The organism is Clostridium sp. 1001271st1 H5, assembly GCF_005845215.1.
Classification (GTDB): domain Bacteria; phylum Bacillota; class Clostridia; order Lachnospirales; family Lachnospiraceae; genus Enterocloster.
The window spans coordinates 34,807-60,540 of record NZ_SPHO01000002.1 but is presented as its reverse complement, the minus strand read 5'-3'; the positions used below and the strand labels follow the sequence as shown (position 1 = coordinate 60,540).

General features: G+C 52.5%; 19 protein-coding genes. 1 reads left to right on the top strand and 18 read right to left on the bottom strand.

Going from position 1 to position 25,734, the window contains the following annotated elements; genetic code table 11:
* Position 1 precedes the first annotated feature (1 nt).
* From FGS84_RS03500 to FGS84_RS03490, 3 genes are all read right to left on the bottom strand, one after another.
* Positions 2 to 1,024 (bottom strand): hypothetical protein, encoded by a 1,023-nt coding sequence (locus FGS84_RS03500; protein WP_138306297.1) that lies wholly within the window; start codon positions 1,022 to 1,024, stop codon positions 2 to 4.
* A 364-nt stretch (positions 1,025 to 1,388) separates the two neighbouring features.
* Positions 1,389 to 2,774: a polysaccharide deacetylase family protein gene (locus FGS84_RS03495; RefSeq protein ID WP_138306296.1), complete on the bottom strand. Its 1,386-nt coding sequence runs from the start codon at positions 2,772 to 2,774 to the stop codon at positions 1,389 to 1,391.
* Positions 2,771 to 3,349 carry an HD domain-containing protein gene (locus FGS84_RS03490; RefSeq protein WP_138306295.1) on the bottom strand — a complete coding sequence of 193 codons (579 nt, stop codon included), beginning with the start codon at positions 3,347 to 3,349 and terminating at the stop codon, positions 2,771 to 2,773. Before FGS84_RS03490 ends, FGS84_RS03495 begins: the two co-directional genes overlap by 4 nt.
* Before the next feature lie 210 nt (positions 3,350 to 3,559).
* On the opposite strand from FGS84_RS03490, the gene FGS84_RS03485 reads away from it, so the two are divergent.
* Positions 3,560 to 4,714, top strand: a complete 1,155-nt coding sequence (locus tag FGS84_RS03485; protein ID WP_138306294.1) for a hypothetical protein — start codon at positions 3,560 to 3,562, stop codon at positions 4,712 to 4,714.
* Positions 4,715 to 4,842: 128 nt separating this feature from the next.
* Here FGS84_RS03485 and FGS84_RS03480 read toward each other — a convergent pair whose 3' ends face one another.
* From FGS84_RS03480 to FGS84_RS03410, 15 genes are all read right to left on the bottom strand, one after another.
* Entirely contained in the window at positions 4,843 to 5,862 is a 1,020-nt protein-coding gene (locus FGS84_RS03480) for a TRAP transporter substrate-binding protein (RefSeq protein ID WP_138306293.1), read from the bottom strand.
* Between the two features lie 74 nt (positions 5,863 to 5,936).
* Complete coding sequence (locus FGS84_RS03475; RefSeq protein WP_138306292.1) at positions 5,937 to 6,422, bottom strand: YcxB family protein; 486 nt, start codon at positions 6,420 to 6,422, stop codon at positions 5,937 to 5,939.
* A 105-nt stretch (positions 6,423 to 6,527) separates the two neighbouring features.
* A complete protein-coding gene (locus FGS84_RS03470) occupies positions 6,528 to 7,823 on the bottom strand; it encodes a TRAP transporter large permease (RefSeq protein ID WP_138306291.1) in 1,296 nt (431 codons plus the stop codon).
* Entirely contained in the window at positions 7,823 to 8,347 is a 525-nt protein-coding gene (locus tag FGS84_RS03465) for a TRAP transporter small permease (protein WP_138306290.1), read from the bottom strand. Before FGS84_RS03465 ends, FGS84_RS03470 begins: the two co-directional genes overlap by 1 nt.
* A gap of 72 nt (positions 8,348 to 8,419) precedes the next feature.
* Positions 8,420 to 9,541: a TRAP transporter substrate-binding protein gene (locus FGS84_RS03460; protein WP_138306289.1), complete on the bottom strand. Its 1,122-nt coding sequence runs from the start codon at positions 9,539 to 9,541 to the stop codon at positions 8,420 to 8,422.
* Between the two features lie 191 nt (positions 9,542 to 9,732).
* A complete protein-coding gene (locus FGS84_RS03455) occupies positions 9,733 to 10,524 on the bottom strand; it encodes a response regulator (protein WP_138306288.1) in 792 nt (263 codons plus the stop codon).
* Between the two features lie 11 nt (positions 10,525 to 10,535).
* Positions 10,536 to 11,999: a sensor histidine kinase gene (locus FGS84_RS03450; RefSeq protein ID WP_347563780.1), complete on the bottom strand. Its 1,464-nt coding sequence runs from the start codon at positions 11,997 to 11,999 to the stop codon at positions 10,536 to 10,538.
* Between the two features lie 247 nt (positions 12,000 to 12,246).
* Positions 12,247 to 15,303: a 1,4-alpha-glucan branching protein GlgB gene (glgB, locus tag FGS84_RS03445; RefSeq protein ID WP_138306286.1), complete on the bottom strand. Its 3,057-nt coding sequence runs from the start codon at positions 15,301 to 15,303 to the stop codon at positions 12,247 to 12,249.
* Between the two features lie 69 nt (positions 15,304 to 15,372).
* A complete protein-coding gene (locus tag FGS84_RS03440) occupies positions 15,373 to 15,837 on the bottom strand; it encodes a methylglyoxal synthase (RefSeq protein ID WP_138306285.1) in 465 nt (154 codons plus the stop codon).
* A 16-nt stretch (positions 15,838 to 15,853) separates the two neighbouring features.
* A complete protein-coding gene (locus tag FGS84_RS03435) occupies positions 15,854 to 16,750 on the bottom strand; it encodes a fumarylacetoacetate hydrolase family protein (protein WP_138306284.1) in 897 nt (298 codons plus the stop codon).
* Between the two features lie 122 nt (positions 16,751 to 16,872).
* On the bottom strand, positions 16,873 to 19,611 hold the full coding sequence (locus tag FGS84_RS03430; RefSeq protein ID WP_138306283.1) for a cation-translocating P-type ATPase: 2,739 nt from the start codon (positions 19,609 to 19,611) through the stop codon (positions 16,873 to 16,875).
* Between the two features lie 210 nt (positions 19,612 to 19,821).
* Positions 19,822 to 20,982 (bottom strand): M20/M25/M40 family metallo-hydrolase, encoded by a 1,161-nt coding sequence (locus FGS84_RS03425; RefSeq protein ID WP_347563779.1) that lies wholly within the window; start codon positions 20,980 to 20,982, stop codon positions 19,822 to 19,824.
* Positions 20,879 to 22,906 (bottom strand): alpha-amylase, encoded by a 2,028-nt coding sequence (locus tag FGS84_RS03420; RefSeq protein ID WP_138306282.1) that lies wholly within the window; start codon positions 22,904 to 22,906, stop codon positions 20,879 to 20,881. The genes FGS84_RS03425 and FGS84_RS03420 overlap by 104 nt, the downstream gene beginning before the upstream one ends.
* A gap of 187 nt (positions 22,907 to 23,093) precedes the next feature.
* Positions 23,094 to 24,941, bottom strand: coding sequence for an ABC-F family ATP-binding cassette domain-containing protein (locus FGS84_RS03415; RefSeq protein ID WP_138306281.1), 1,848 nt, complete (start codon positions 24,939 to 24,941; stop codon positions 23,094 to 23,096).
* A 12-nt stretch (positions 24,942 to 24,953) separates the two neighbouring features.
* Positions 24,954 to 25,709, bottom strand: a complete 756-nt coding sequence (locus FGS84_RS03410) for an exodeoxyribonuclease III (protein ID WP_138306280.1) — start codon at positions 25,707 to 25,709, stop codon at positions 24,954 to 24,956.
* Between the last annotated feature and the right edge of the window lie 25 nt (positions 25,710 to 25,734).

Below are 25,734 nucleotides of genomic sequence, written 5' to 3'. Positions count from 1 at the left end.
CTCAACCTTTTATGCGGGGCAGGCACCTTCTTCTGTGCTCCCTCCGGTTCTGCCTGTACCACACTGCCAAAAGGGCCAGCAGACCCACGGTTATCCCTAAAAGCCCTGCTCCCACTGTTATGACAAAACCGCTTCGTACCCAATACCAGAGATTTCCTTCCCGGCCCTCATCCTGAGGCTCCGGTGCAGGTACATGGTCTGCTGCGGGTGACGCTGCCTGGGAAACCAGGGACACCGGCCTGTACACCATCTCCAGTTCTTGGGACCCGGGCTCTGTCCAGCCGACTTCCCCCTCGTATACAGCCTCATAATCCCTGAGAAGCTTTTGCCCTGATACAATGGCCTGGCGGCACACTCTTCCTGCCTCGTCCTCATAGGATTCCCCTGACCAGTCCGCTGTAAGAATACGGTAATCCAGCGGGGACAGGTCCATAAACTCCAGCAGCTGCCCTCCCATGGACACGCAGGTCTCCAGGACCGCATCCCCTGGTATAACCAGGGAACCCCCATGGTATTCGTCTGCCCCATAGGCGTGGAAGGTGACAGGCGCCAGGAAGCCCTCCTGCCATTCCTCCCCTATAATCCGGCTTTCCCTCAGAAAAAGGGTTCCCTCTGCCGGACTTCCCGATACATCCTCTTCCAGGAAAATGGACACAGGAATTCCTTCCGCCCCTTCCACGCCATTATATACTATCTTCCGTTCCATACTCCGGCTGACATACTGTCCCGGAACCGTTACTGTCTCCCAGTAATCCAGCAGGTACTCCTTTCCATCTCCGTCCCAATACCGTTCAGGCGGTTTTTGGATTTCTCCGTCTTCAGCTGTCTCCGCTGTTCTGGTAATCCGAAGTTCTGCACCATAATGGCCCCCTGCCGCCGGCTTCTGTGACGGCATGGCCCGTACACTGTCTGCCTGCCAGAAAACAGCTGCCGTCATTGCCGTCACTGCCAACACGGTCCTGCCTGCTTTTCCCCTTATACCTATCCGTCTGCTAAACGGTAATCCATTCCATCTGTCTGTCATAAGCATTCCTCCCGGCTATCCGCCATTTTACAAACTGCAGGAGAACAGAATACAAATCATATAAATATGTCAAGGTGCATCAATTAAAACTGCCTGTTAAAATGGGAATCACGGGTTTCAGAAAGAAACCCCGTCTCTGTGCGGTGCACAGCCAGATGTCTGAAGAAAACAATCTGTGGTCTTATTATACATAACCTTAAGATAAGAATCAAGGGCATTTCCGATATTATTACACCTGTGCCAAGTCTCTCACCCCTAATCGGCCCCGTGCCTACACCACTGCAGCCGGATAAAAAGACGGCATCCCTTTTACTTAAGAAGGGATACCGTCTCAAACTTATCTGTCAATGCATCGTCAGCTGAATCATGGTCTGAACTGGCTGTACTTATGGCCGGGTGCGATTCCTCCCCTGTAGGCTGCAAGCTCGCTGACCGTCACCAGCTGATATCCCCGCGCTGTCAGCTCCGGAATCAGCACAACCGCTGCATCCGCTGTGGTGCTGTAGATATCATGCATCAGTATGACGTCCCCGTCCTTTACCTGGCTCAGCACCGTGTCAATGGTCCTCTGCGCGTTCCTGTGCTGCCAGTCCCTGGTATCAATGGACCACATGATGGCCGGCATGCCCATGGACCCCAGCACATTAAGGGATGCCGCATCAATATACCCGCCCGGCGGGCGCATAAGGACAGGTGATACGCCGCAGACAGCCTGAATCTTCTGGTTGGTGGAGCCAACCTGGCTTACGATTCCGTCTGCTCCGATTTTAGTCAGATACTTATGGTCATGAGTGTGGTTTGCAACCTCACAGCCCTGGTCCACCATTCTCCTGATAACGCCTGCATTGGCATTAACATTGGAGCCCAGCATGAAGAAGGTAGCCCTTCCGCCATTGGCCTGCAGGCTGTCCAGTATCCGGCTGGTCACGGATGTCTTAGGTCCGTCGTCAAATGTAAGTGCAATCATGGGCCTGGATGGGTCAATTCCATGGGATGCAGCCAGGTCCGCAGGAACTCCCGCCCCCTTTGCCGTGATGGAAGCCCGTATGCCGTCCACCCTGAGGCCGGCCCCCTCCTGTCCGGCTGCCGCACCGTTGGCTGCCCAGTCCGTCCAGGAACCGTTTTGGAGTACCTTGTAATATAAATCATATGCGGCTGCTCCGCTGCCGGTCAGTTCCATGCGTACGGACTCCAGGGGCATAACGCCTTCTGTACCGCCTGTTTCCGCTCCGTCCTCCGCCCATGGGAGCCAGCCGGAACCGCTCAGATTCACCTGATAGCGTATTCCTACCTGTGTACCGGCCGGAATGTTAATCAGATTAGCCCTTATAGCTGTAAGCCATGTGTTGACCGGCGCCGAACAATTATTGTTATCAGCTGTGGCTGCGCTCCATCCCTGCTGCAATATAAAGGCACTGTAGTTTACCTCCAGGGATTCCTGGCCCTGCGCTGGCTGTGCCGCCTGGTCCTGGCTGGCTGCGGGCTGTCCCTCCGGCTGGGGTGTCTGGTCCTGGCCCGCTGCCCCCTGTCCCTCCGGCTGGGGTGTCTGGTCCTGGCCCGCTGTCTCCTGGCCTCCGGTCTGGTCTGACTGGTCCTCTGTAAGGGACGCCGCCCCCGGCCCGGTCTGGGCGGATTTTGCTGCGCCCACCCCTGTGCTGCCGGCCAATGCCGTCATTCCCTGCATACTTAAAACAATTCCGGCTGCCAGAACAGCAGCCAGAATCTTCCGCTTTTTCCCACGTCTAATCATTCACATTCTCCTTGTATCATGTCTTTATTTGAGGAAATGACATCCTCACCGAACACAGTCCTGCATAACATCACATATTCCTTAAAATACAGGTGGTCCTCCAAATCCTTCAAAGCATGGGCTATCCCCCAGTAATACCGGGCATGCTTCTTTTTATCTTTCTCGTTGAACCGCTGCCATATGGCATCGCCCACCACCAGATAATCCCTGGCTGTACAGCGCATATTGCTGAGCTTGTCCCCCAGCGCCAGTATCTTAATCTCCCTGGAAGCCGTACAGAGATGCATGACCGTACGGGTCTTGCGCTCCTGCCAGCTGCGGCTTTTATCCTCGCTCTCATCCACTACCAGCTCTGCCACCCTGGGACCAAATGCCTCCTCAAGTTCTTCCCTGGTAACTCCTGCATCTTCCATGACATCATGGAGCAGGGCCGCCGCAATGATTTCCTCATCATCCGTAAAAGCGGACACAATCACTGCCGTCTCCATTGGATGCGTGATATACGGAATCATCGTGCCCTTTCTGAAAGCTCCCTTGTGGGCTTTATCTGCAAATGCAGCTGCTTCTCCAATCATAGGTTTTACTCCTTCTGTGATAGCACAATTTATATTCCTTATGTACCTCTCCCTTTGATGTCAGGAATCATACCTATCATAACATATTCGTCCGGCATTTTGAAGGGTATTGTGGAATCTTTGCCATTTTCCAAGTTAAACTTGTAAGAAAAGAAAATTTCTGATATGCTATAGAAGTATTTTTTCCGTATTACTTAAGGAGGATAATTAATGGACCGTCATTCATCATATTCGGCTCCCCGCAGCGAACGCTCTTCCGGTTCTTACGGCGGCAACCGCGGCAGGAGCAGCAAACGCAACACCTATAATAAGCGTTCATGGAACGACAACCGAAAACTGCATACCCTGGTATTCTACATACTTCCCTTCCTATTGCTCAATCTGGTCATATTCATTCTGGCCACCTCCACACCCAAGATAGAGTATGATGCATCTGATACCAAGGATTACCGCACTGTGGATATATCCATCCGCATACGCTCCCTTCTCCCTGTACGTGAGATGAGTGTCACCATGGAATCCCAGCCTCTTGAGCTGGAAAAGGAAAAGGGGGTTTACACCGCTACCCTGACCAACAACGGAACCCTCCAGATATATGTAAAGGGCTGGAACGGAATGGCTGCCAGGCTGTCCGACACCATTGCGGCCCTGGACGATATGGCCCCCTCAATCCAGGAAGAATATGTGATGGAAAATGGCATCCTTACCATAACGGCAGAAGACAGCCAGTCAGGTATTAACTTTGACGCAGTCTATGCTACGGATGAGGATGAAAAAACAGTCAAACCCACCCACATCAATAAAGAAACCGGAGAAATCACCTTCCCCATGGACACAAAAACCCTTGTGGTATATGTTGAGGATTACGCGGGCAATACCATAAAGGGCTCCTACACCACCATAAAGGAAGGGGTAGACCTGAGCAGCCGGGACACAGAATTCCCCTCGGACGGCACCAACGGCACCAACGGCAGCAGTTCCAGCGGCTCCGGCACGGCTAAGGAAACCACTAAGGCTAAGGAATCCACCAAAGCCAAGGAAACCACGAAAGCCAAGGAAACCACCAAGGCCAAGGAATCCACCAAAGCCAAGGAATCCACCAAGGCCAAGGAATCCACCAAAGCCAAGGAAACCACTAAGGCCAAGGAAACCACTAAGGCCAAGGAAACCACGAAAGCCAAGGAAACCACCAAGGCCGCTGAAACCACCAAGGCCGCTGAAACCACTGCAGCCACAACTGCCGCTCCAACTTCTGCCGCCCCGTCTTCTCCCGGACAGCAGACACCATCTCCTACCCAGGCCTCCCAGGCCCCGTCACCGGACGCCGGCTCGGATGATAACATCACCATTGTCCCCCTGGGCTGAAACGTTTCTGAATATTTATATAAATATCCGTATTAAAACCAAAGGCCATGGCTCCCTTGATTGGAACCATGGTCTTATTATTCATACATATCCGATTACACGGTTATAATAATTGAATCCAAATCCTGTCACTGTCTTCCTGCATCCATAATATCATCAATGATATCCACATATTCAGAACAGTACTTTTCATACATAGGAGCAGCGGCTTCCTGGAACCGTTCTTTTTCCCGGGCATCCAGCTCCGTCACCACGCACCCCGCTTTCCTGACCCTTTCTTCCGAGGTTTTCTCACGCTCAGCCCACAGTTTACGCTCATACAGGGCTGATTCCTGGGCACAGCTGCGAATGATGCTCCTGTAATCCTCTGGCAGCTTATCCCAGGTGGACTGGGCTGCCAGCTGAAGCTCCGGAACCCTGGTGTGCTCATCCAGGGTAAAATATTTGGCCACCTCATAATGCCGTGTGGATTCATAAGAAGGCCAGTTATTCTCGGCACCGTCTATCTCGCCTGTCTGCAGTCCTGAATAAACCTCCCCAAAGGCCATGGGTACCGGCGTTGCTCCCAGAGCCTCAATGGTATCCATCATCAGAGCAGATTCCTGGACCCTGATTTTAAGTCCCTTCATATCGTCCAGGGACTCAATAGGCCTGGACGTACTGTAAAAGCTGCGGGCGCCGGCATCATACCAGGACAGCGGCACCAGACTGGAACCGCCGAAGGAATTCATGAAATCCATGCCAATAGGCCCTTCCAGAACCTTCCACATGTGTTCCCGCCCCGTATACAGGTAGGGCATCTGAAGCACATTCAGCTTGGGAACAAACCCAGCCAGAGGGGACAGGGATACCCTGGCAAAATCCACCCCGCCGAACTGCAGCTGTTCAATGACCGTCTTTTCATCTCCAAGAATGCCGCCGGCATTGACCTGTATCTCAACCCTGCCGCCGGTCCTCTCATATACCAGCTCCGCAAATTTATACGCTCCCTGGGTGGTGGGATAATCCTCGGCCTGATTCTCAGCATATGTCAGGACGAACTCCGGAACCGTCTTCTGCCCCGTACCTTCCTTACTGTTGCCTGCACAGGATGCAGCCAGAATCATGACAGCCGCACAGGCCATCAGGTAAATTACATTTTTTCTCAAGCAGCCGTCCCTCCCTTCGGATATATCATACCCCAGTTGCCGGGCCCGGTCAAGGCGGGCCTTTGTTTACACCTTTACTTGGTTCCTGTCCTGACTTCCATCTTAGAAACCACATAGCGGTAAAAATCTTCTTTCTCATTTCCAAGCACACGGTTTGTAAAAACAAATCCATGGGTGGTGTCACAGAATATAATAATCATGGTGGGCTTCCTGGATATACGTTTGACCGACTTCCACTGCAATTCTGATGTGTCATCTCCCACCTGGATGTAAAGCCCGCTGTCACCAATGGAAACCTGGGTATCCCGTGTGATGCCCGCCGCCTGTTTTTTTGCCTTGGCGTATATTATCAGCGGCTGGATGATTGTAAAAAGACAGCATCCCAGCACAATGAGGCACCTCACGAATCCATGGGCCTGGTCCCATTTGGAGAATCCCAGAACAAAAACAGCCGCTGTAAATATGATATTGCAAAGTCCTGCCATGGAACCGTAAATATAATACATGGAAAGCTGCCATAAATCCCACGCCGTTGTCCTGTATGTGTATCTGTATCTCATTCATATGCTCCTTGTACGGATGTTCTGAATCCTAACAGAGTGGCGACAGGGCCGCCACTCTGAAATTTCATTATACATGATAAACCATTTTCCCGTATCCATTCATCAATGAGCCAGTACGGATGGCAGCCACAAGCTGACAGCCGGAATAAAGGTAATCAGCAACAGGGTTATAATCATACACAGGTAGAATGGCAGTGTAGCCTTGACCACCCGTTCCATGGGCACCTTGGAAACCGCAGAGCCAATGAACAGAACAGCTCCAACAGGAGGTGTCAGAAGTCCGATACCGCAGTTGAGCACTACCATGATACCAAACTGAATCGGGTCCAGACCAATGGATGTTGCAATGGGAAGCAGAATGGGCGTTGCAATCAGAATGATTGGCGCCATATCCATGATACATCCCAGCACCAGAAGAATCAGGTTCAGCAGCAGGGCCAGAAGAATGGGGTTATTGGTCATGCCTGTAATTGCGCTGGCAGCCAGAACAGGCACATGCAGCTGGGTCAGACAGAATCCGAAAATATTGGATGTGGCAATCAGAATCATGACGATGGACAGGGTGTCCACGCTGTCTCCCAATACTCTCCATACTCCCTTCCAGTCCAGTCCCTTGTAAATGAACACGCTGACTATCAGGCTGTAGATAACAGCAACGGCTGCAGACTCTGTGGCTGTAAACACGCCGCCTACAACGCCGAACACAACTATCAGTACGGCTGCCAGCGCCCAGAAGGAAACGCTCAGCTGCTTAATCAGATTGATGATGCTGAACTTGTCGCCCTTGGGGTAATTGCGCTTAACGGAAATGATATAGGAACCTATCATCAGCGTTACAGCCAGCAGCGCTCCCGGAATATATCCTGCCAGGAAAAGGCTTCCCACGGAGATACCGCCTGCTGTGGTGGCATAGATTACCATGTTGTGGCTGGGAGGCACCAGAAGTCCCTCACAGGATGAGGTGATGGTTACTGCTGTTGAGAAATCGTCGTCATATCCCTGGTCAACCATCATGGGAATCAGAATGGAACCAAGGGAAGCCGTATCCGCGGATGCGGAACCGGAAATACCGCCGAAGAAATAGGATGCAACGATATTAACCATTGCCATGCCGCCCCGCATCCAGCCAACACACGCATTGGCCAGTGCAATCAGCTTTTCAGAAATACCGCCGGAACCCATCAGGCATCCCATGGTGATGAAGAACGGAACCGCCATCAGGCTGAAGGAACTGATGCCCTTTACCATCTGCTGGCAGATGGTGGTCAGATTGTGTCCCTGAAACAGAAGACAAAACACAGATGAAAGCGCCACCGCATAGGCGATGGGGAAACGTAAAAATACCATCAGGAAGAAACTCCCCAGCAAAACCAGAATTGCCATGCTATTTGCATCCATTACTCCATCCCCTCCTTTACAAAGAAACTCTTTACATGATTATATAAGGCCTCTACTTCAAAAACCAGCATAGCCACTCCGGCCAGAGGCACCGGGAAATACATCCAGAACCTGGAAACCTTGGGCATGCTTACATATGTACCCTTAGAGCCGATTCCCGTGGCATACTTCCAGCCAACCGTAATCATGATGACTGCCAGTGCAAGCACGGCCAGGTCAGCGATGATGTCCAGACTTTTTACCAGATTGGAGGGCAGATACCTGTCAAATGCGGTCATGCGTATATGGGCGCCCCGTCTGATGGCAAGGGCGGCCGAAAGCACTGCCATATAGGACATACAGGTCAGGACTACCTCTTCGCTCCACGCGGGGTCCGGAATAAACGATATATATCTTCCCGCCACAGCCATGCTTGTTATAAGGATATCCACCACAAGAAGCAGCTTGCAAAGCAGCAGCACGACCCTGTATGTCATATCATATGCAGGCTTGATTTTGTCAATCTTTTGAAATATTGCTGGCATATTGATTCCCCTTTCAAAAACTACAGGCACAGAGTTGATTCATTTGCCCTGTGCCTGTCTGATTGCCGCTTATTATTTGTTCATGTCAAGAATCTGCTGATACAGTTCAGCCTGGTCCTTTGTAGAAGACTCAATGATGTCCTTACAAGCATCCTGCCATGGCTGGATATCAGGAACCTCAACCACGTTAATGCCATCGGCCTTCAGTTCATCAAGCACCTTATTCTCAGCTTCCTCAGAGATGGTTCTGTTAAACTGGGATGCAACCTTGCCGGCTTCTACCAGGATGTTCTGCTGCTCTTCTGTCAGCTTATCCCAGGCTTCATCTGTGATGATGACCTGGATTGCGCCCAGTGTATGGCCGTCCAGAATCAGGTTTGGAGCAACCTCCTGGAATGCATTGGACTTGTAGTTAGCAATTGGCTGCTCAGCACCATCCACAACACCGGTCTGAAGTGCGGAGTACAGCTCGTTGAAGGAAACAACCGTTGGGCTTGCGCCAAGGCCTTCCACCATGCCGTTCATAATCGGGTCATTGGACACACGCAGCTTCATGCCCTTTAAGTCCTCTAAGCCCTTAACTTCCTTGACTGTGAAGAAGTGACGGAAACCTTCCTCGCCGTAGTACAGACCTCTTACGCCCAGTCCGTTGTCGTGGGGTTCCATGAGGAATTCAGGAGCCAGCTCGCTGTCAGCAAACTTCCAGAAATGGTCACGGTTTGCAAATGTATAAGGGATAGACAGAAGCACGGACTTTTCAGCGCCGTAGCTTGTCAGGGCAAATGCGGAAATACGGGAAATATCAATGGTTCCGCCGCCGCCCAGCATGGTATCCAGAACATCGTTCTCTGAACCAAGTACACCGCTGGCCTGCAGGTCAATCTTAATCTTGCCGCCGGACATTTCCTCAACTGTCTCCTTGAACTTGGAATCAGTCTGTCCAACAATGGTATCCAGCGGGTTAACCTCTGCCATAACCAGAGTAACCTCCGGCATGTCGCTGGTATCAGCTGCTGCTTCGGTCTTAGCCTCCTCAGTGGTATCTCCCTCTGCCTTTGCTGCCTCTGTAGGCGCCTCTGTTGCTGCGGGAGCTGCTGTTGTGGCTGCTGTATCAGGACTCTTTAATCCACAGCCTGCCAGGGAACCAGCTACCATTGCTGCACACAATGCAGTACTAATCCATCTTTTTTTCATGAAACATTCCTCCTCTTAATACTTTTTTTATGCTTTCGCATATTTTTTTTTATGTTTCTTTAACACTGACTTTATTATAAGAGTATTTCACGTTTCTGAATATAGTAAATTTTTGTGAATCATAGTAGGATTTTAACCTGTTTCGCTCTTCCATTTATGCAAATATTACATATTTTATCTTTATACAATCTTTATCCCTTTTGGAAAACAGACAATCTGTATTCCGTGGGACTCTGGCCCGTTATGCGCTTGAACACCTTTGCAAAGTAATTGGAGTCACCGTATCCCACTGCCCTTCCGATTTCCTTTACATTGACGGTTGGCTGTCCCAGCATCTTCTTGGCTTCCTTTATACGGTACTGTGTCAGGTAGGAGGTAAAATTCTGGTCAAAGCACTGCTTGAACAGCTTGCAGAAATATGCTTCTGAATAATTCATGGCTCTTGCAGCATCCTGCATGGAAATATCAAACATATAATTCTCATGTATGTACTGGCTGATTAAGGAGGTAACCTTTGAAAGACGGGCGTGTCCCCCGTCCTCCGGCTCCTCTGTGTCCCCAGGCCCAGGAATCTCAGCTTCCGTTTCAACCCTTTCATCCTGACGGTGCTCCCCTGCAATATGCATGGCCTCCTCCACCACCAGCATCAGTTCCTCCTCGTCGTAAGGCTTCAGAAGATAATCCAGAGCTCTAACCGTAATAGCCTTTTTTGCATAGGAGAACTCGTCAAAGGCTGTCAGGAATATGATGCAGCAGTCCTTGTCCGTCTGCCGAATCTGCTGGGCAGCCTCTATTCCATTTATACCGGGCATCTCAATATCCAGGATGGCAATCTGTATCTTTTCCTCCTCATAGATTTTAAGGGCTTCCCTGCCGTTAGCTGCCTGGAATATACGGCACCTGTCCCCCAGGTTCTTCTGCAGCGTCTTGTACAGAACCTGCCTCTCAATCATCTCATCATCTGCAATCAGTAAACGTAACATTGATTCCCCCCTTATATCTTCCGATAGTCCTTTTCCTGCTCAGCAGGCAGGATAATCTGTACCACAGTCCCTTTGCCCGCCTTGCTGTAGATTTTTAAATCCCCATCCTCGTACATGGATTTAATTCTCTGGTAAATATTTCCCAGCCCAATGCCCACCCTGGCAGTCCGGTGTCCCTTAAGGGCATCCATAAGCCGCTCCAGGGTCCCGTCATCCATACCCACACCAGTGTCTGCCAGGGAAATGACTATCTTATCCTCCTGTTTCCAGATTCTTAAAAATATCCTTCCCCCTTCCTCCTTCCTGGCTATACCGTGTATGATTGCATTTTCCACAAGGGGCTGAAGGGTAAAGGCCGGAATCATGGTTTCGCTGCCGTCCACCTCCAGCCGGAAGTCATGGCTGATACGGCTGCCAAAGCGCATCTGCTGTATGTACATATAGTCCTGCACCACCTTAAGCTCCTGGTCCAGAGGCACAATCTGCTCTGAAGTCTTAAGGTTATAGCGGAAAAGATTCCCCAGGCTAGATATCATCCGCTCCGTGGTCTGGGCTTCCTCCAGTTTGGCCATGCAGGAAATCATATTCAGGGTATTAAACAGGAAATGGGGATTAATCTGGCTCTTAAGCAGCTCCAGGCGGGCCGCATCCAGACGCTTTTCCATCTCAATACGCTCCACCTCCTCCTTGTGAAGACGCTCCGCCATCTCATTTTTCTCCTTCAGGGTATTGATATACCCCTCTGTGGCATGTTTCATTTTATTAAATGCATGGACCAGCTCTCCCATCTCATCCCGGTTATCCACCACCAGGTCCTCGCCTCCGAAATCATTTCTGGCAATTTCCCTGGAGCTGTGGGCCAGCTTTACCATAGGAACAATCAGGGTTTTGGACAAAATCCTGGTCAGGCAGATGACTGTAATAATCATCAGTACAGAACAGGCCATTATCATATAGGGAAGGTCATAGAGAAGAGGCACCTTTTCCTGGTAACTGCGCTTCCCCTCCTTCAGGGTGGACTGCATCAGCCTTCTGGCATAGGTCTGCAGATAGTTCTGCATTCCATATACCCGGTACAGCTGCTCCACGAATCCGTCATCCGACTGGTCCATGTGAAGTACCTGGTCCCGGAAGGACTGGTAGCTCTCATATCCATTCTTAATATTCCACGTTCTGGCATACCGCTCCGGTCCAATGACATCATAGTCAAAGGGAAGGGCCTCTATGCTGTTCTCTGACTTAAAGCATGCCAGCCTGTATTGTTTTGCATTCTCCCAGGTCCGCTCCCTTACATAGAGTTCAAAGGCATCCGCTTCCTGCTCCATGGACTCCTGTACATCATAGCAGAGGGAATTGTCATTGAGTATCACGTTAAAACTGTCCAGGGAAAAATTCATGACCAGCATATTAAAAGCAATGGACAGACCCATTACCAGAATGACAATAACGGAAAATGCACCCAGTTTCTTTTTCAATGAGATTGAAAGCCACTGATTTTTAATATAAGAAAACATACCCCACCCCAATCGCACCAAAATGCATCTGAAATCTGCTTTTTTCAGACTGTTTATACGGCTTGTACCCTTTGTAACCGTATCATATGCCCTTGCCGCCCATCCCTCCGGGGATACACAGGGTCCGGCCAATGTCTTTCGACATTATACCATATAATAACAGGGAGCGCAAAGCCCCCGGCCTTGCGCTCCATTTATTCCCAATTGCCTATTCTGTTTCGGTGCCATCCGGCTTTGCAGCCTCTTTCCCCGGTGCTGTCCGGCCCTGTTTCTTCCTGGCTGCGGAGGGCTTCTTCCGCTCCCCTCCCTGGTCTTTCGTTGCAGAGGCTGCCCGCTTCGGTGTTGACTTGGATGTGCTTATCTGCTTCTGCTTCGTCCTGGACGTGCCTATCTGTTTCTGCTCTTCCTTAGCCGTGCCTATCTGCTTCTGCTGCTTCTTGGACGTGCCTATCTGCTCCTGCTCTTCCTTGGCCGTGCCTATCTGCTCCTGCTTCTTCTTAGACGTGCCTATCTGCTCCTGCTTCGTCCTGGACGTGCCTATCTGCTTCTGCGCTTCCTTGGACGTGCCTATCTGCTTCTGCGCTTCCTTGGACGTACCTATCTGCTTCTGCTCTTCCTTGGTCGTGCCTATCTGCTTCTGCTCTTCCTTGGTCGTGCTTATCTGCTTCTGCTCTTCCTTGGACGTACTTATCTGTTTCTGGACCGCCTTGGATGTGGCAATCCGTTTCTGGCCTTCTTTTGCAGCTGCAGTGCTCCCTGTTTCCTGAGTCCCGGCACCTGCCTCATTAACCGCCGCCCCGGCCTCAGCCGTACCGGCCTTATCTGTTCCGGCAGCAGCTGTACCGGCCACAACTGTTTCAGCCACAACTGCTTCCGTCACAACTGCTTCCGTTTCTGCCTGTTCCCTTTTACCGGCGCTCTTCTTCACCCCGGCCTTCTTGTCAGCAGTCTTTTTAACCCCAGGCTTTTTCTCCGCCGCCTTTTTTACCGGCGGCTTCTTCGGGTCCGGTTTCACCGTATCTTCCACCTGCGTGCATGTATAAATGCTGACGCTCATAGGCGGTATATAGACTTCAATGGAATCATCCTTCTCATCCCATTCCAGCTTCTTAGATGTCTTAACCCGTCCGTTTATCCTGCCTTCCCCGCCAAAATCCCTGGCATCGGTATTGAATATCTCCTTATACTTGCCGTGGAAGGGTACTCCCACGCGGAATTTCTCATGCTCTATATTATCAAAATTACAGATGAAGAGAAGGGTCTCCTCATTCTTCCTGCTCCTGCGCAGGAATATAATCATACTCTCATTTTGATAGCTGCAGTTAATCCACTCAAAGCCATCCGGGTCATAATCCATCTCATACAGGGCCGGGTGCTCACAATACAGCTTATTAAGCACCTTTACATAATTCTGCATATTCTTGTGGACAGGTTCTTCCAGCAGCTCCCACTGCAGGGAGGCGCCCTCATTCCACTCGTTCACCTGGGCGTATTCCTGGCCCATGAACAGCAGCTTCTTTCCTGGATGGCCCATCATGAAGGCATATGCGGCCCTCAGGTTCTCCGCCTTCTTTTCCAGGGTTCCGCCCGGCATTTTTCCAATCATGGAACCCTTGCCGTGTACCACCTCATCATGTGAGAACACCAGCACAAAATCCTCGCTGTAGGCGTACAGCATGGAGAACGTCAGCTCCCCGTAGTTATTCTTCCTGAAAAATGGGTCGCATCTCATGTAGTTGGTAAAGTCATTCATCCAGCCCATGTTCCACTTATAGTCAAAGCCCAGGCCCCCCTCTTTGGGGTCGCCTGTAATCATGGGCCACGCCGTGGACTCCTCCGCAATGATGACCACGCCGTCCTTGCGGCCCTTAAACACGGAATTAAGATGCTTCAGGAATTCCATTGCCTCCAGGTTCTCATTGCCCCCATAGAGGTTGGGAACCCATTCGCCGTCATTCTTCCCATAGTCCAGATAGAGCATGGACGCAACTGCGTCCATCCTGATTCCGTCTGCATGGTACTTGTCCGCCCAGAACAGTGCGTTGGCAATCAGGAAATTGGTCACGCCGGGACGTCCGTAATTGTAAATCAGAGTACCCCAATGGGGATGGGAACCCTTTCTGGGGTCCATGTGCTCATAGACGCAGGTGCCGTCAAATGCGGCCATGCCATATGCATCCCTGGGAAAATGGGCCGGTACCCAGTCCAGTATAACGCCGATTCCCTGACCATGCATATAATCCATAAAATACATGAAATCCTCAGGAGCGCCATAGCGGCTGGTAGGGGCGTAATATCCGGTGACCTGATAGCCCCAGGATTCATCCAGGGGATGCTCCATCACAGGCATAAGCTCCACATGGGTATATCCCATGTCCTTTACGTATTCCGCCAGCCTTGCCGCCAGCTCGCGGTAATTATAGAATTCCGAACCCGTCAGGTCCTGTCCGGTTTCATCCCTGGCGGTTTCCCTGCGGAGCCAGGAACCCAGATGAACCTCGTATATGTTCATGGGCTTGTCCTTTGTATCTGTCTTTGCCCTCTGAGCCATCCATGACCTGTCGTTCCATTTGTATTTACCGATATCCCACACAATAGATGCATTGTTGGGACGCAGCTCCGCATAATTGGCATAGGGGTCTGCCTTCAGCATGGGCTCCCCTGCCTTTGTCTTTATCTCGTACTTATAGATTTCACCCTCATACAGACCGGGAATAAACAGCTCAAACACACTGCCGTCCCCTTCTCCCAGACGGCGCATCTGATGGCGCCTTCCATCCCACAGGTTGAAATCCCCCACCACGCTGACACGCATGGCGCATGGCGCCCACACGGAAAAGTATACGCCGGATACACCGTCGATGGTCATGGGATGGGCCCCCATCTTCTCGTAAATTGTGTAGTGGATGCCCGCTGCAAACTTCTTTAAATCCTCTTCCCGGTACTGGGGAGCAAATGAATAGGGGTCATAGAGTTCCTCCGTCACCCCGTTGTCATACGTAACCACCAGGGTGTAGGGTGTTATGCTCTTGCGTGGTATCAGCGCTGCAAAAAAACCAGCCTCATCTGCCAGCTCCATGGGAAACTTCTTCCCGGTTGTGGAAATCTTTACACTGATTTCAGCTGCAGTGGGTATCAGCGCCTGAATCAGAAGTCCCTCCTCTGTCAGATGGGGTCCCAGCATGGCATGGGGATTGGATGACTCAGAATATACCAGTTCTTCAATCCCTGCCCAATCCATCAAATCATATAATTTCTGTTCCATATTATTGCCCCCTTGTAAGTTTATTCATTCTTCGGTCTGATATCAGCACGGCTGCCGTATGTCCGACTCCTAAAGGGTGTTTGCCCTGTCAGCAATATTCTGTCTGAAATTAACCACATCATGCTCGTATTCTTCATCCATAAGGGGAGAAGTGATCATGAAATCCGCGCTGGCCTTGTTGTTCGCAATGGGAATGTCGTAGACCTGGGCGATTCTCAACAAAGCCTTAACGTCCGGGTCGTGGGGCTGTGCCGTCAGCGGGTCGGAAAAGAAAATCACAAAATCAATCTTCCCCTCCACAATCTTGGCCCCTATCTGCTGGTCGCCGCCCAGGGGACCGCTGTTGTACCCCTTCACAGGCAGGTTGGTGGCATCCGTAATCATGCGGGCCGTTGTGCCGGTGCCGCACAGGAAATGCCTGGACAGTATATCCTTATGCTCCCCGCACCACTGTATCAGTTCCCGCTTTTTCTGGTCGTGGGCAATAAGGGCAATGTTCTTCTGTTTTCGTATGGTCATTGGTAAATAATCCATTTTCATCTGTCTCCTTTCAGTCCGTCACTTTGTTCGCAATGGTTCCTATCCCTTCTATGGTGCACTCCACCACATCCCCGGGAGCCAGGAATTTGGGCGGGTCAAAGCCCATGCCCACACCTGCCGGAGTACCTGTGGCAATGATGGTTCCGGGCTGCAGTGTCATGCCCTGGGACAGTTCGCTTACAATGTGGCTGATATCAAATATGAGCAGTTCCGTATTGCTGTCCTGGCGAAGCTCACCGTTCACCCTGGACTGTACCTGCACCTTGGGCGGATAAGACAATTCATCCACGGTCGCAATGCATGGGCCCATGGGCAGAAAGCCGTCCAGCCCCTTGCCGAAATACCACTGCTTATGCCGTGTCTGCAGGGTCCTGGCGCTTACATCATTGATAATGGTATATCCGAATATATAGTCCTTTACATCTTCCTCCCTGACATGGGATGCCTCACGGCCGATGATAACTGCCAGCTCTGCCTCGTAATCCAAATCCGCCACAATATCCCTGTGGCTGGGAATGCCTGCGCCGGGGTCCGTGGCCCGGTTCACCCGCTTGGAAAAATAGATGGCATAGGGTCTTTCCCCGTTAAATGCTTCCTTCTTAAATCTGGCTGACTCCTCTGCATGAGCCATGTAATTGATTCCCAGGCAGATAACATCCTGCCGAGGATGGGGAATGGGCGCCAAAAGCCTTACCTCCCCAATCGGGGCAGCTCCCCTGATTTTATATGGGTCCTGGCCGGACGCATACTCCAGCAGCTGCTTCTCCGAATCACTGATGTTCTCTATCAGCTCCTGCATGGTCTTATAATCCATATCCAGGGAAGCAAGGGGATAGACCCAGCTTCCGTCCCTGCTGATGACTCCAAGTCCGGATTTGTGTTCGATTTCATATGTAACTAGTCTCATAATGCCCTCCTGCTCATACCATTACGTGTATCTCATGTTTACTCTACCACATTTTTCCGAATTTTTCTACGATTTTGCCATTATTTCAGAAATCGCCCTTCCCCTGACAGGAGACGTACTGTCTAGTAAATGGACTCCCGGAGAATCTTATGTATCTGGATTACCAGGGTGGGCAGAAAGGCTGCCGCTGCCAGGGTGGTGAGCTGGCTCAGGCTTAAATCGGCGGCCGCGAACATAATTTGCAGGCCCGGCACAAAAAGCACGGCAGCCAGCAGGACCACTCCCAGCTGAAACGCCATAACACTGTACAGGTTGCTTCCCAGACCCAGGCGTATGATGGAATGGCTGCTGCGGCAGTTGAATCCGTGGAACAGGCGGGCCAGGGTAAGGGTGGAAAATGCCATGGTGCAGGCCCTTCCGGCGCCGCCCTCATGAAGCCCGGTGGTATAGGCCCACATGGTGGCTGCTGCAATCAGGGCTCCCTGGACCAGGATATCCCGTATAAAGGAAGCGGTGAGGATACCCTCTTTTGGGTTTCTGGGCGGCTCCTTTAACAGTCCCTCCTCCGGCGGCTCCATACCTATGGCAATGGCCGGAAGGGAATCCGTTATAAGGTTGATGAACAGCAGGTGCACCGGTTTAAAGGGCAGCGGCAGGGACAGCAGGGATGTATATAGTACGCAGAGTATTCCGGCCATGTTTCCGGACAAGAGGAACTGGATGGAATTCTTTATGTTCCTGTATACATTCCTGCCGTTGGACACTGCCTTTATAATGGTGGCAAAGTTGTCGTCCGCCAGTATCATGGATGCCGCGTCCTTGGATACCTCAGTTCCCGTGATTCCCATAGCCACGCCGATGTCGGCCTTCTTAAGGGCCGGGGCGTCATTGACGCCGTCCCCTGTCATGGCCACGATGTGCCCCCGGTTCTGCCATGCCTTTACAATGCGTATCTTGTGCTCCGGCGACACCCTGGCATAGACCGAGATATGCTCCAGGCTCCGGTTTAAATCCTCCTCTTCCATGCGGTCCAGCTCCGCCCCTGTCACCGCCATGTTTCCGGGCGTAAAGATGCCGATTCGCTCCGCTATGGACATGGCAGTTACCTTGTGGTCCCCTGTAATCATCACAGGACGGATGCCTGCCTGCCTGGCGCTGGCCACTGCCTGGCGTGACTCCGGCCTGGGCGGGTCCATCATGGCGGTCAGGCCCAGAAACACCAGGTTATCCTCCAGCCTGCCTGACAGGGATGAACGGTCCTGGCTGTTTCCCGCCTTTGTCCCTGCAAAGCCGGAATTGCCCCGCTCCTTTCCCTCATCATTCAAAGGGCGGCATGCAAAGGCCAGTACCCTGAGCCCTCTGGCAGACCAGCGGCTGTTCTGGTCCAGTATTCTCTGGCGGTCTGACGAGGATAAGGTACGGCTTGGTACGGCTGCCCCGTTCAATCCGGCTTCCCCGGCCAATCCGGCTGTCCCGGCCTTCCGGCTGGTTTCCATGGCGGCCGGATTGGCCAGGCGGGTGCATTTTTTAAGCAGCACATCCACGGCGCCCTTGACAAAGACAACATCGCATCCCTCTATCTCGTTTACAGTGGTCATGAGCTTGCGGCGGGAGTCAAAGGGAATTTCTCCTTTTCTCGGGCTTTGGAGCCGTACCTGCTCCGGGATAAGCCCCGCCTCCCTGGCCATGTTAAAGAGCGCAGTCTCCATGGGGTCCCCGTCCTGGCCGGACGCATTGTTATTTAAGACAGCCCCCATGAGAAGGAGCCTGACATCGCTCCGTCCCCCTGCATGTTCCAGCCAGTCCGGCGGCTGCTCCGTATGGTTGACGTACACATGCTCCACATCCATGCGGTTCTGGGTCAGGGTCCCCGTCTTATCGGAACAGATAACAGAAACACATCCCAGACTCTCCACTGCCTTCAGGTCTTTTATGATGGCCTGCTCCTTGGCCATCTTCTGGGTGCCCATGGCCTGGACAATGGTGACAATGGAACTCAATGCCTCGGGTATGGCCGCCACTGCCAGGGCCACTGCAAACATCAGAGCATCCAGCACCGGCTCCCTGCGGTACAGGCTGAGCAGAAACACCAGGCCGCATATGGCAATGATGGCAATGGCCAGGTGACCGGAAAACCGGTCCAGGCTCACCTGAAGGGGGGTCTTTTGTTCCTTGGTGTCGTTCATCAGGACAGCTATCTTTCCGATTTCCGTGTTCATACCAGTGGCTGTCACCACTGCCACGGCACGGCCTGAGGTCACCAGGGAGCCGGAAAATACCATGTTGGTCCTGTCGGCCAGTGCCACGGCCCCATCCTTTGCCCTCACTGCCCCGGTGTGCTTCTCCACTCCCAGGGACTCCCCTGTAAGGGAGCTTTCATTGACGGTCAGCCCGTACACTTCCAGCAGCCGCCCGTCTGCAGCCACCATATCCCCCGTCTCCAGAAGCAGGATATCCCCCGGCACTACCAGGGCAGACGGTATGGTCATGCTGCGCCCGTCCCGCAGCACCCTGGCTTCAGGCGAGGAAAGGCGTTTTAAGCTGTCCAGGGATTTTTCCGCCTTCTGATGCTGGACAGTTCCCAGCACTGCATTTAGCAGCAGAACTGCAAATATAACCATGGCGCTCTCCGGGTCCCCTGTAAGCATGGACACGGCTGCCGCTCCAATGAGAATGATGACCAGCAGGTCCTTAAACTGCGCAAGGAATACCTGCCACCACTGGAGCCGCCCGGTCTCCTCCAATACATTCTCACCATATTCCTTAAGACGCTGCTCCGCTTCCCCGCTGTCTATTCCCTGCCTGCCGGAGTCCAGTCCGGCCAGCACATCTGCCTCCGGCTGTTCAAACCAATCTGCCATCTGTCTCTCCCCTCTTCCCGGATTCATGTACTTTATGGAACTGTCCGCCGCTGCATGAACAGATATAAAAATGCTCCCGGAAGCGCATACACACGCTGGTTCCGGGAGCACTCCATAAGAGTACCCACTCTAAATCTATGAATCGAAAAGAATCATTATGACCCGCCGGTACCCGGCCGGGTGAGAAAGCTTCGCAGGCAGTCACCGTAATCAGTCCCTTTTGCCGAACATCATACCGAACGCCACTTTATAGCCTTCTTCCAGGGAATCTATCTCCACATATTCCTCCCTGGTATGGGCGCCTGCGCCACGGAAGCTCCCCACGCAGACACTGGGAATTCCCATGGACAGAGGAATGTTGCAGTCCGTGGAACCGGCGCTGTGCTCCGGCTCCTGTCCGGTTATCTCCGCCACCACTCTGTGGGCCCGGTCTGTCAGGGCCTGTTTCCGTTCCCTGTCAACCTCCCCCTCGCAGGGTCTGACCCCCATAACCTCAACGGACACATCCAATCCCTCTGCCTTTGCCTGGTCCACTGCCTCCTGGAACCGCTGTTCCATATATTCCAGGTTCTCTTTCCGGTCGGAACGGAACTCATACAGCATCTCAGCCTCCTGGGCAATGGTGTTGACCGAGGTCCCTCCGGATATCGTGCCTGCATTATAGGTGGTCTTCCCGCCCTCCGGCAGCCGGATACCATACAGCTTTACCACCAGGGATGCCAGGCCGGCAATGGCATTCTCATTTCCAAAGTCATTGTAGGAATGGCCGCCCCGGGTGCGTACCCTTATCCGGAACCGCCTGGACCCCACCGCCCTGTCCACGATGCTGGAAAGGGTGCTGTCAAAGGTGCAGAAGCTCTCCATCCGGTCCCCGTAGTCACGGCAGATATTCCGCACTCCCTTCAGGTTTCCCAGCCCCTCCTCCCCTGCATTGCACACCAGCAGAAGTCCAGGGGCATCCCCGCCTCGGATTTCCCTCCAGCCAGGGGTATCCACATGTTCTGCTATATATTTTCCTGCCAGCAGAAGGCATACCAGACATGCTGTGTCGTCCCCCGCGCCGGGGCAGCAGATGCGTCCGTCCTCCACCCTGAGGGGAAGTTCCGTTTCATCGGGAAATACCACATCCATATGGGCCATGAATACCTCCACCGGACCATCCTGCCTTACATCCGCCGGGTATACCACATTGAGGGCCCGGTCCACATATACGCCCCTGGCGCCCTGGGCCTTAAGCCAGTCCAAACAGAATTCCGCCCGCCTTTCCTCATGGTTGGAGGGCGCCGGTATCCTGGCCAGCTCCAGAAGCAGGTTGTATGCCTCCTGTCTGTGGTTCTCTATATACTGTATCATTTCCTCTGTCAGTATCATCTGCCTCTTCTTCCTTTCCGGCTGCTTTTCCTGCTGTCCTTGCCCTGGAGGGCTTCTTCCCAGCCGGAACCGCCTTTCCCATCAGCACCACAATGGTCCTTGCCATAATCATCATGGACTTCTGGTTCTCCAGAACAGGTTCGCTGCCCCGGTCATACATGCCGTTCACCTGGTCCTCGTCCGTATTAAAGGCCGTGTGCCATTTATAGTCCTTCGGCAGATTGGGCAGGGCGAACTCATGGGGCTCCCAGTGCATGTTAAAGGCCACGTAGAAGTAGTCGTCCTCCCTTCCGTCCGGCTTCCTGCCGTATTTCCCGCAGTATAGGATGCCCAGCTGGCGGCAGAAGCGGTCAAACATGGGGCACCAGGTCTTAAGGCCGTGGTAGGACACGTCCGGCAGTCCCACGGAACGGTAATCCATCAGGGCCGGCTCCTTGTCCATGTGGAACACGGAGTGCTCCTTTCTGAACTGAATCACGTGCTTTACAAATTCATGGATACTGCTGTTGGACTTTAACAGCGTCCAGTTAAGCCATGATATATCGTTGTCCTGGCAGTAGGAGTTGTTATTTCCCTTTTTGGTACGGCCAAACTCATCCCCCATCATGAGAAGGGGAGTTCCCTGGCTTAAAAACAGCATGAGCAGGGCATTGCGTATCTGTTTCCTGCGCATCTGCATAATCCGTTTCTTCCTGCAGGGGCCTTCCACGCCGCAGTTCCAGGACTGGTTATAGTCTGTCCCGTCCCGGTTATCCTCACCGTTGGCCTCATTGTGCTTTGTGTCATAGGATACCATGTCCATCATGGTAAAGCCATTTGTATTGGCCATGTAATTGATGACGCCCACCTGCTCCGGATTCCGCCGGATGTGGTACGCCAGCCGGTTAAGCTGGTCCTCATCCCCCTTTAACAGGCTGCGCATATCCATCATAAAGCCGTCGTTATACTCTGCCAGATGCTTTGCCCGCCCAGGCTCCACACCGTCCCAGCCAGGGGCGAACAGTTTAAGCCTGCTGAGATAGGGGTCCTCCCCCAGAAGCTTAACCGGCGCATACCCCACCAGACGGATGCCGTCCACATGGTATTCCTGTGCCCAGAAGCGGACCACATCCAGCACATAGGATGGTGCTTCCTTTCCATCGAAGAAAAGCTCCAGGATTAGTTCCAGTCCAGCCCTGTGCAGGGCCTTAACCATATCCTTGAACTCCCGGTCAGGCTGTCTCACCGGTCCGCTGCTGTAGGAGCATTTAGGCGCAAAATAATATCCGCCGGTATATCCCCAGTAATTGAGCCTGCCGTCCGGCTTTTCAGCTGCAAAGGGGCTTCCGTCCACACGCTCCGGTATAATCAGCTCCTCAAACTCCACCGGAGGCATCATCTCCAGGGTAGTGATTCCCAGGTCCTTCAGATAAGGAATCTTGTCCGCCACTCCCTTAAAGGTTCCGCGGCTGGCCCCTTCCACACCGGAGGAGACATGTTTGGTAAATCCCCTGGGATGGATGTGGTAAATCACACACTGGTCATAGGGAATGCATGGAAGGACGTCGTCCTCCCAGTCATACGCTCCCCCCTCTGCATCCAGAGGCGTGCGCACCGGTTTATCCAGGCGTTCCAGGCTTCCCCAGCGCTCCATCCCGGTAAACTGCCTTCCGTAGGGGTCCGGCACCAGCTGTCCGTCCGCCTCGTACACATATTCCAGGCCGGAAAAATCTCCCAGCACAGTCATGCTCCACACATCGCCGGTCCTGGAATGTTCCGGAAAAGCGATTCTTTCCCTGGGGCTTTTCGCCCCTTTCCTATATAAAATAACGGCACAGGCCTCTCCCTTAGAGGAGAAGGAAAAATGCACCCCTCCAGAGACAGCAGTCACTCCCATCGCATATATTCTTCCATCATTCCTGTCTATCTGGAATCCCTTCTTCATCTCTGTTACCGCCTTTCCTAAGACAATAAATCTCTAAATACAAATTTAAATATGATAAGAAAAGTATATAGTTAGTTGGATACTTTGTCAATAAATCAACACTTTTTGCCAGCAATCGTCATCCTATTCCAAACAAAAAGAACTGGTTTCAGAAAAATACAATTTCTCTGATAACCAGTTCCCGGACCTACTTCTGGGCCTCTATCTGCTCCACCAGCTCATTGAGATACATCCAGCGCTCCATCTTTTCCTCCAGCTGTGCTTCCCTGGCGGACTTTTCCTCCATCAGCTCATTCAGCCTGGTATAGTTGGTGGCGGATTTTCCAATCTCCTGTTCCAAATCCTCTATGGACTGCTCCAGGTCTGCAATATCCGTCTCAATGGTCTCCCATTCACGCTGTTCCTTGAAGGAAAGCTTGCGCTTCTTTTCAGCGCCTGCCGCCTGTTTCCAGTTATTCCGGTTTACAGACAGGCTGTCCCCGCTTTTATCACTGTCAGCGCCTTTTCCGCCATTCTGGCTTCCCGCCTCCTGGGGATGTCTGGCGGCCCAGGCAATCTGGTAATCCGTGAACCCTCCCTCGTACTGGCTCACCTTTCCCTGACCCTCAAAGGCAAAGATACGGTTCACCACGCGGTCCAGAAAATACCGGTCATGGGACACGGCTATGACAATGCCCGGAAATGTATCCAGATAGTCCTCCAGTATGGTCAGTGTCTGTATGTCCAGGTCATTGGTGGGCTCGTCCAGCAAAATCACATTAGGCGCTTCCATGAGGATGCGCAGCAGGTAGAGCCTGCGCCTCTCCCCGCCTGACAGGCGGCCTATGGTGGTATACTGCATACCGGACGGGAACAGGAACCGCTCCAGCATCTGGCTGGCGCTGATGCTGCCGTCCTTTGTCTTTATATACTCCGCAGCATTCTTAATATAATCAATGACCTTAAGACTTTCATCCATGGCCTCGTTTTCCTGGGAAAAATAACCCATCTTCACGGTCTGTCCAATCTGGATGGTGCCCGAATCCGGCTCCACCCAGCCTGCCAGCATTTTCATCAGGGTGGACTTCCCGCTTCCGTTGGGTCCAATGATGCCCACACGGTCATTTTTCAGGAAGATATAGGTGAAATCCTTCATCAGCACCTTGTCTGCGTATGCCTTGCAAAGGTCCTTCACCTCCACCGTGGTCCTGCCCAAACGGCTGGCTATGGATTCCAGCTCCACGTTGCGGTCATACTCCGGTCCCTTCTGGTCCCGCAGCTCCTCATAGCGCTGTATATGAGCCTTCTGTTTGGTGGAACGGGCCCTGGCCCCCCGCTGCATCCAGGCAATCTCATTGCGCAGGATGGTCTGGCGTTTGCGCTCTGTTGCCTCAGCCATTTCCAGGCGTTCCGCTTTCAGGGACAGGAAGCCCTTATAATTTGCCTGATAGCTGTAAAGCTTTCCCTTATCCAGCTCCACAATGCGGCCCACCACGCTGTCCAGAAAGTACCGGTCATGGGTAATCATCAGCAGGGCGCCCCGGAAGGATTTCAGATATTCCTCCAGCCAGTCAGCCATGCCGCTGTCCAGATGGTTGGTCGGCTCGTCCAGAATCAGCAGGTCAGCCGTACTCATAAGCACACTGGCCAGAGCCACCCTTTTTCTCTGGCCCCCCGACAGGGTGGAGGTCAGGGCATCGTGGTCCATGATACCCAGCTTGTTAAGCATGCTCCTGGCCGTGGCCTGCATTTCGTCAGGGGAACTGTAATGGGACCCGTCTGCATTTTCCCGCATAACGCTTTCCAGCACCGTATCTCCCTCTGCAAATTCCGGAATCTGGGACAGATAGCGTATGTAGAGGCTGCGCCCCCTTACCACGCTTCCGCTATCCGGCTCTTCCAGACCAGCCACAATCTTAAGGAGCGTGGACTTGCCTGTGCCGTTGACGCCAATCAGTCCAATCTTCTCCCCTTCGTTGATGGAGAAGGAGGTGTCGTCAAACAGCAGCCTCTCCGTATATGATTTTGTCAAATGTTCAATGGTAACCAGATTCATCGTCTTTTCCTCTTATTCAATCACCAGCTCCACCGGACAATGGTCTGAACCCATGACCGTACTGTGGATGGATGCGCTTACCAGCCTGTCCTTAAGGCTTTCTGATACACAAAAATAGTCAATACGCCACCCGGCATTCTTGGCCCTGGCGCTGAAACGGTAGGACCACCAGGAGTATATTCCCTCCAAATCCGGATAGAAATAGCGGAAGGTATCCACAAAGCCGGCTGCCAGAAGGTCTGTGAACTTTCCCCTCTCCTCATCGGTGAAACCTGCATTTTTCCTGTTTGTCTTAGGATTCTTAAGGTCAATCTCCCTGTGGGCCACATTCAGGTCCCCGCAGAATATCACGGGCTTGCTCTCCTCCAGTTTTTTAAGGTATGTCCTGAAATCATCCTCCCATTTCATCCTGTAATCCAGTCTTGCCAGACCGTCCTGGGAATTAGGGGTATAGCAGGTGACCACATAATACGCAGGAAACTCTGCCGTAATCACCCGGCCCTCTGTGTCGTGTTCCTCCATGCCGATGCCATAGGACACGGACAGGGGTTCTTCCTTTGTAAACATGGCTGTGCCGGAATATCCCTTTTTTCTGGCATAGTTCCAGTACTGGTGATAGCCGGGCAGGTCCAGGTCAATCTGGCCCTCCTGAAGCTTGCTTTCCTGTATACAGAATACATCTGCGTCCGCTTCCCTGAAAAAATCCAGGAAGCCCTTACCCACACAGGCCCTGAGGCCGTTCACATTCCACGAAATCAACTTTGTCATTTTTTATGGCTCCTCTCCGGAACAT

Excerpts from the sequence above, each read along its gene's own strand:
- FGS84_RS03500 (WP_138306297.1), bottom strand. The coding sequence starts at position 1,024 with ATGACAGACAGATGGAATGGATTACCGTTTAGCAGACGGATAGGTATA.
- FGS84_RS03495 (WP_138306296.1), bottom strand. The coding sequence starts at position 2,774 with ATGATTAGACGTGGGAAAAAGCGGAAGATTCTGGCTGCTGTTCTGGCA.
- FGS84_RS03490 (WP_138306295.1), bottom strand. The coding sequence starts at position 3,349 with ATGATTGGAGAAGCAGCTGCATTTGCAGATAAAGCCCACAAGGGAGCT.
- FGS84_RS03485 (WP_138306294.1), top strand. The coding sequence starts at position 3,560 with ATGGACCGTCATTCATCATATTCGGCTCCCCGCAGCGAACGCTCTTCC.
- FGS84_RS03475 (WP_138306292.1), bottom strand. The coding sequence starts at position 6,422 with ATGAGATACAGATACACATACAGGACAACGGCGTGGGATTTATGGCAG.
- FGS84_RS03470 (WP_138306291.1), bottom strand. The coding sequence starts at position 7,823 with ATGGATGCAAATAGCATGGCAATTCTGGTTTTGCTGGGGAGTTTCTTC.
- FGS84_RS03465 (WP_138306290.1), bottom strand. The coding sequence starts at position 8,347 with ATGCCAGCAATATTTCAAAAGATTGACAAAATCAAGCCTGCATATGAT.
- FGS84_RS03460 (WP_138306289.1), bottom strand. The coding sequence starts at position 9,541 with ATGAAAAAAAGATGGATTAGTACTGCATTGTGTGCAGCAATGGTAGCT.
- FGS84_RS03455 (WP_138306288.1), bottom strand. The coding sequence starts at position 10,524 with ATGTTACGTTTACTGATTGCAGATGATGAGATGATTGAGAGGCAGGTT.
- glgB (WP_138306286.1), bottom strand. The coding sequence starts at position 15,303 with ATGGAACAGAAATTATATGATTTGATGGATTGGGCAGGGATTGAAGAA.
- FGS84_RS03440 (WP_138306285.1), bottom strand. The coding sequence starts at position 15,837 with ATGGATTATTTACCAATGACCATACGAAAACAGAAGAACATTGCCCTT.
- FGS84_RS03435 (WP_138306284.1), bottom strand. The coding sequence starts at position 16,750 with ATGAGACTAGTTACATATGAAATCGAACACAAATCCGGACTTGGAGTC.
- FGS84_RS03430 (WP_138306283.1), bottom strand. The coding sequence starts at position 19,611 with ATGGCAGATTGGTTTGAACAGCCGGAGGCAGATGTGCTGGCCGGACTG.
- FGS84_RS03425 (WP_347563779.1), bottom strand. The coding sequence starts at position 20,982 with ATGATACTGACAGAGGAAATGATACAGTATATAGAGAACCACAGACAG.
- FGS84_RS03420 (WP_138306282.1), bottom strand. The coding sequence starts at position 22,906 with ATGAAGAAGGGATTCCAGATAGACAGGAATGATGGAAGAATATATGCG.
- FGS84_RS03415 (WP_138306281.1), bottom strand. The coding sequence starts at position 24,941 with ATGAATCTGGTTACCATTGAACATTTGACAAAATCATATACGGAGAGG.
- FGS84_RS03410 (WP_138306280.1), bottom strand. The coding sequence starts at position 25,709 with ATGACAAAGTTGATTTCGTGGAATGTGAACGGCCTCAGGGCCTGTGTG.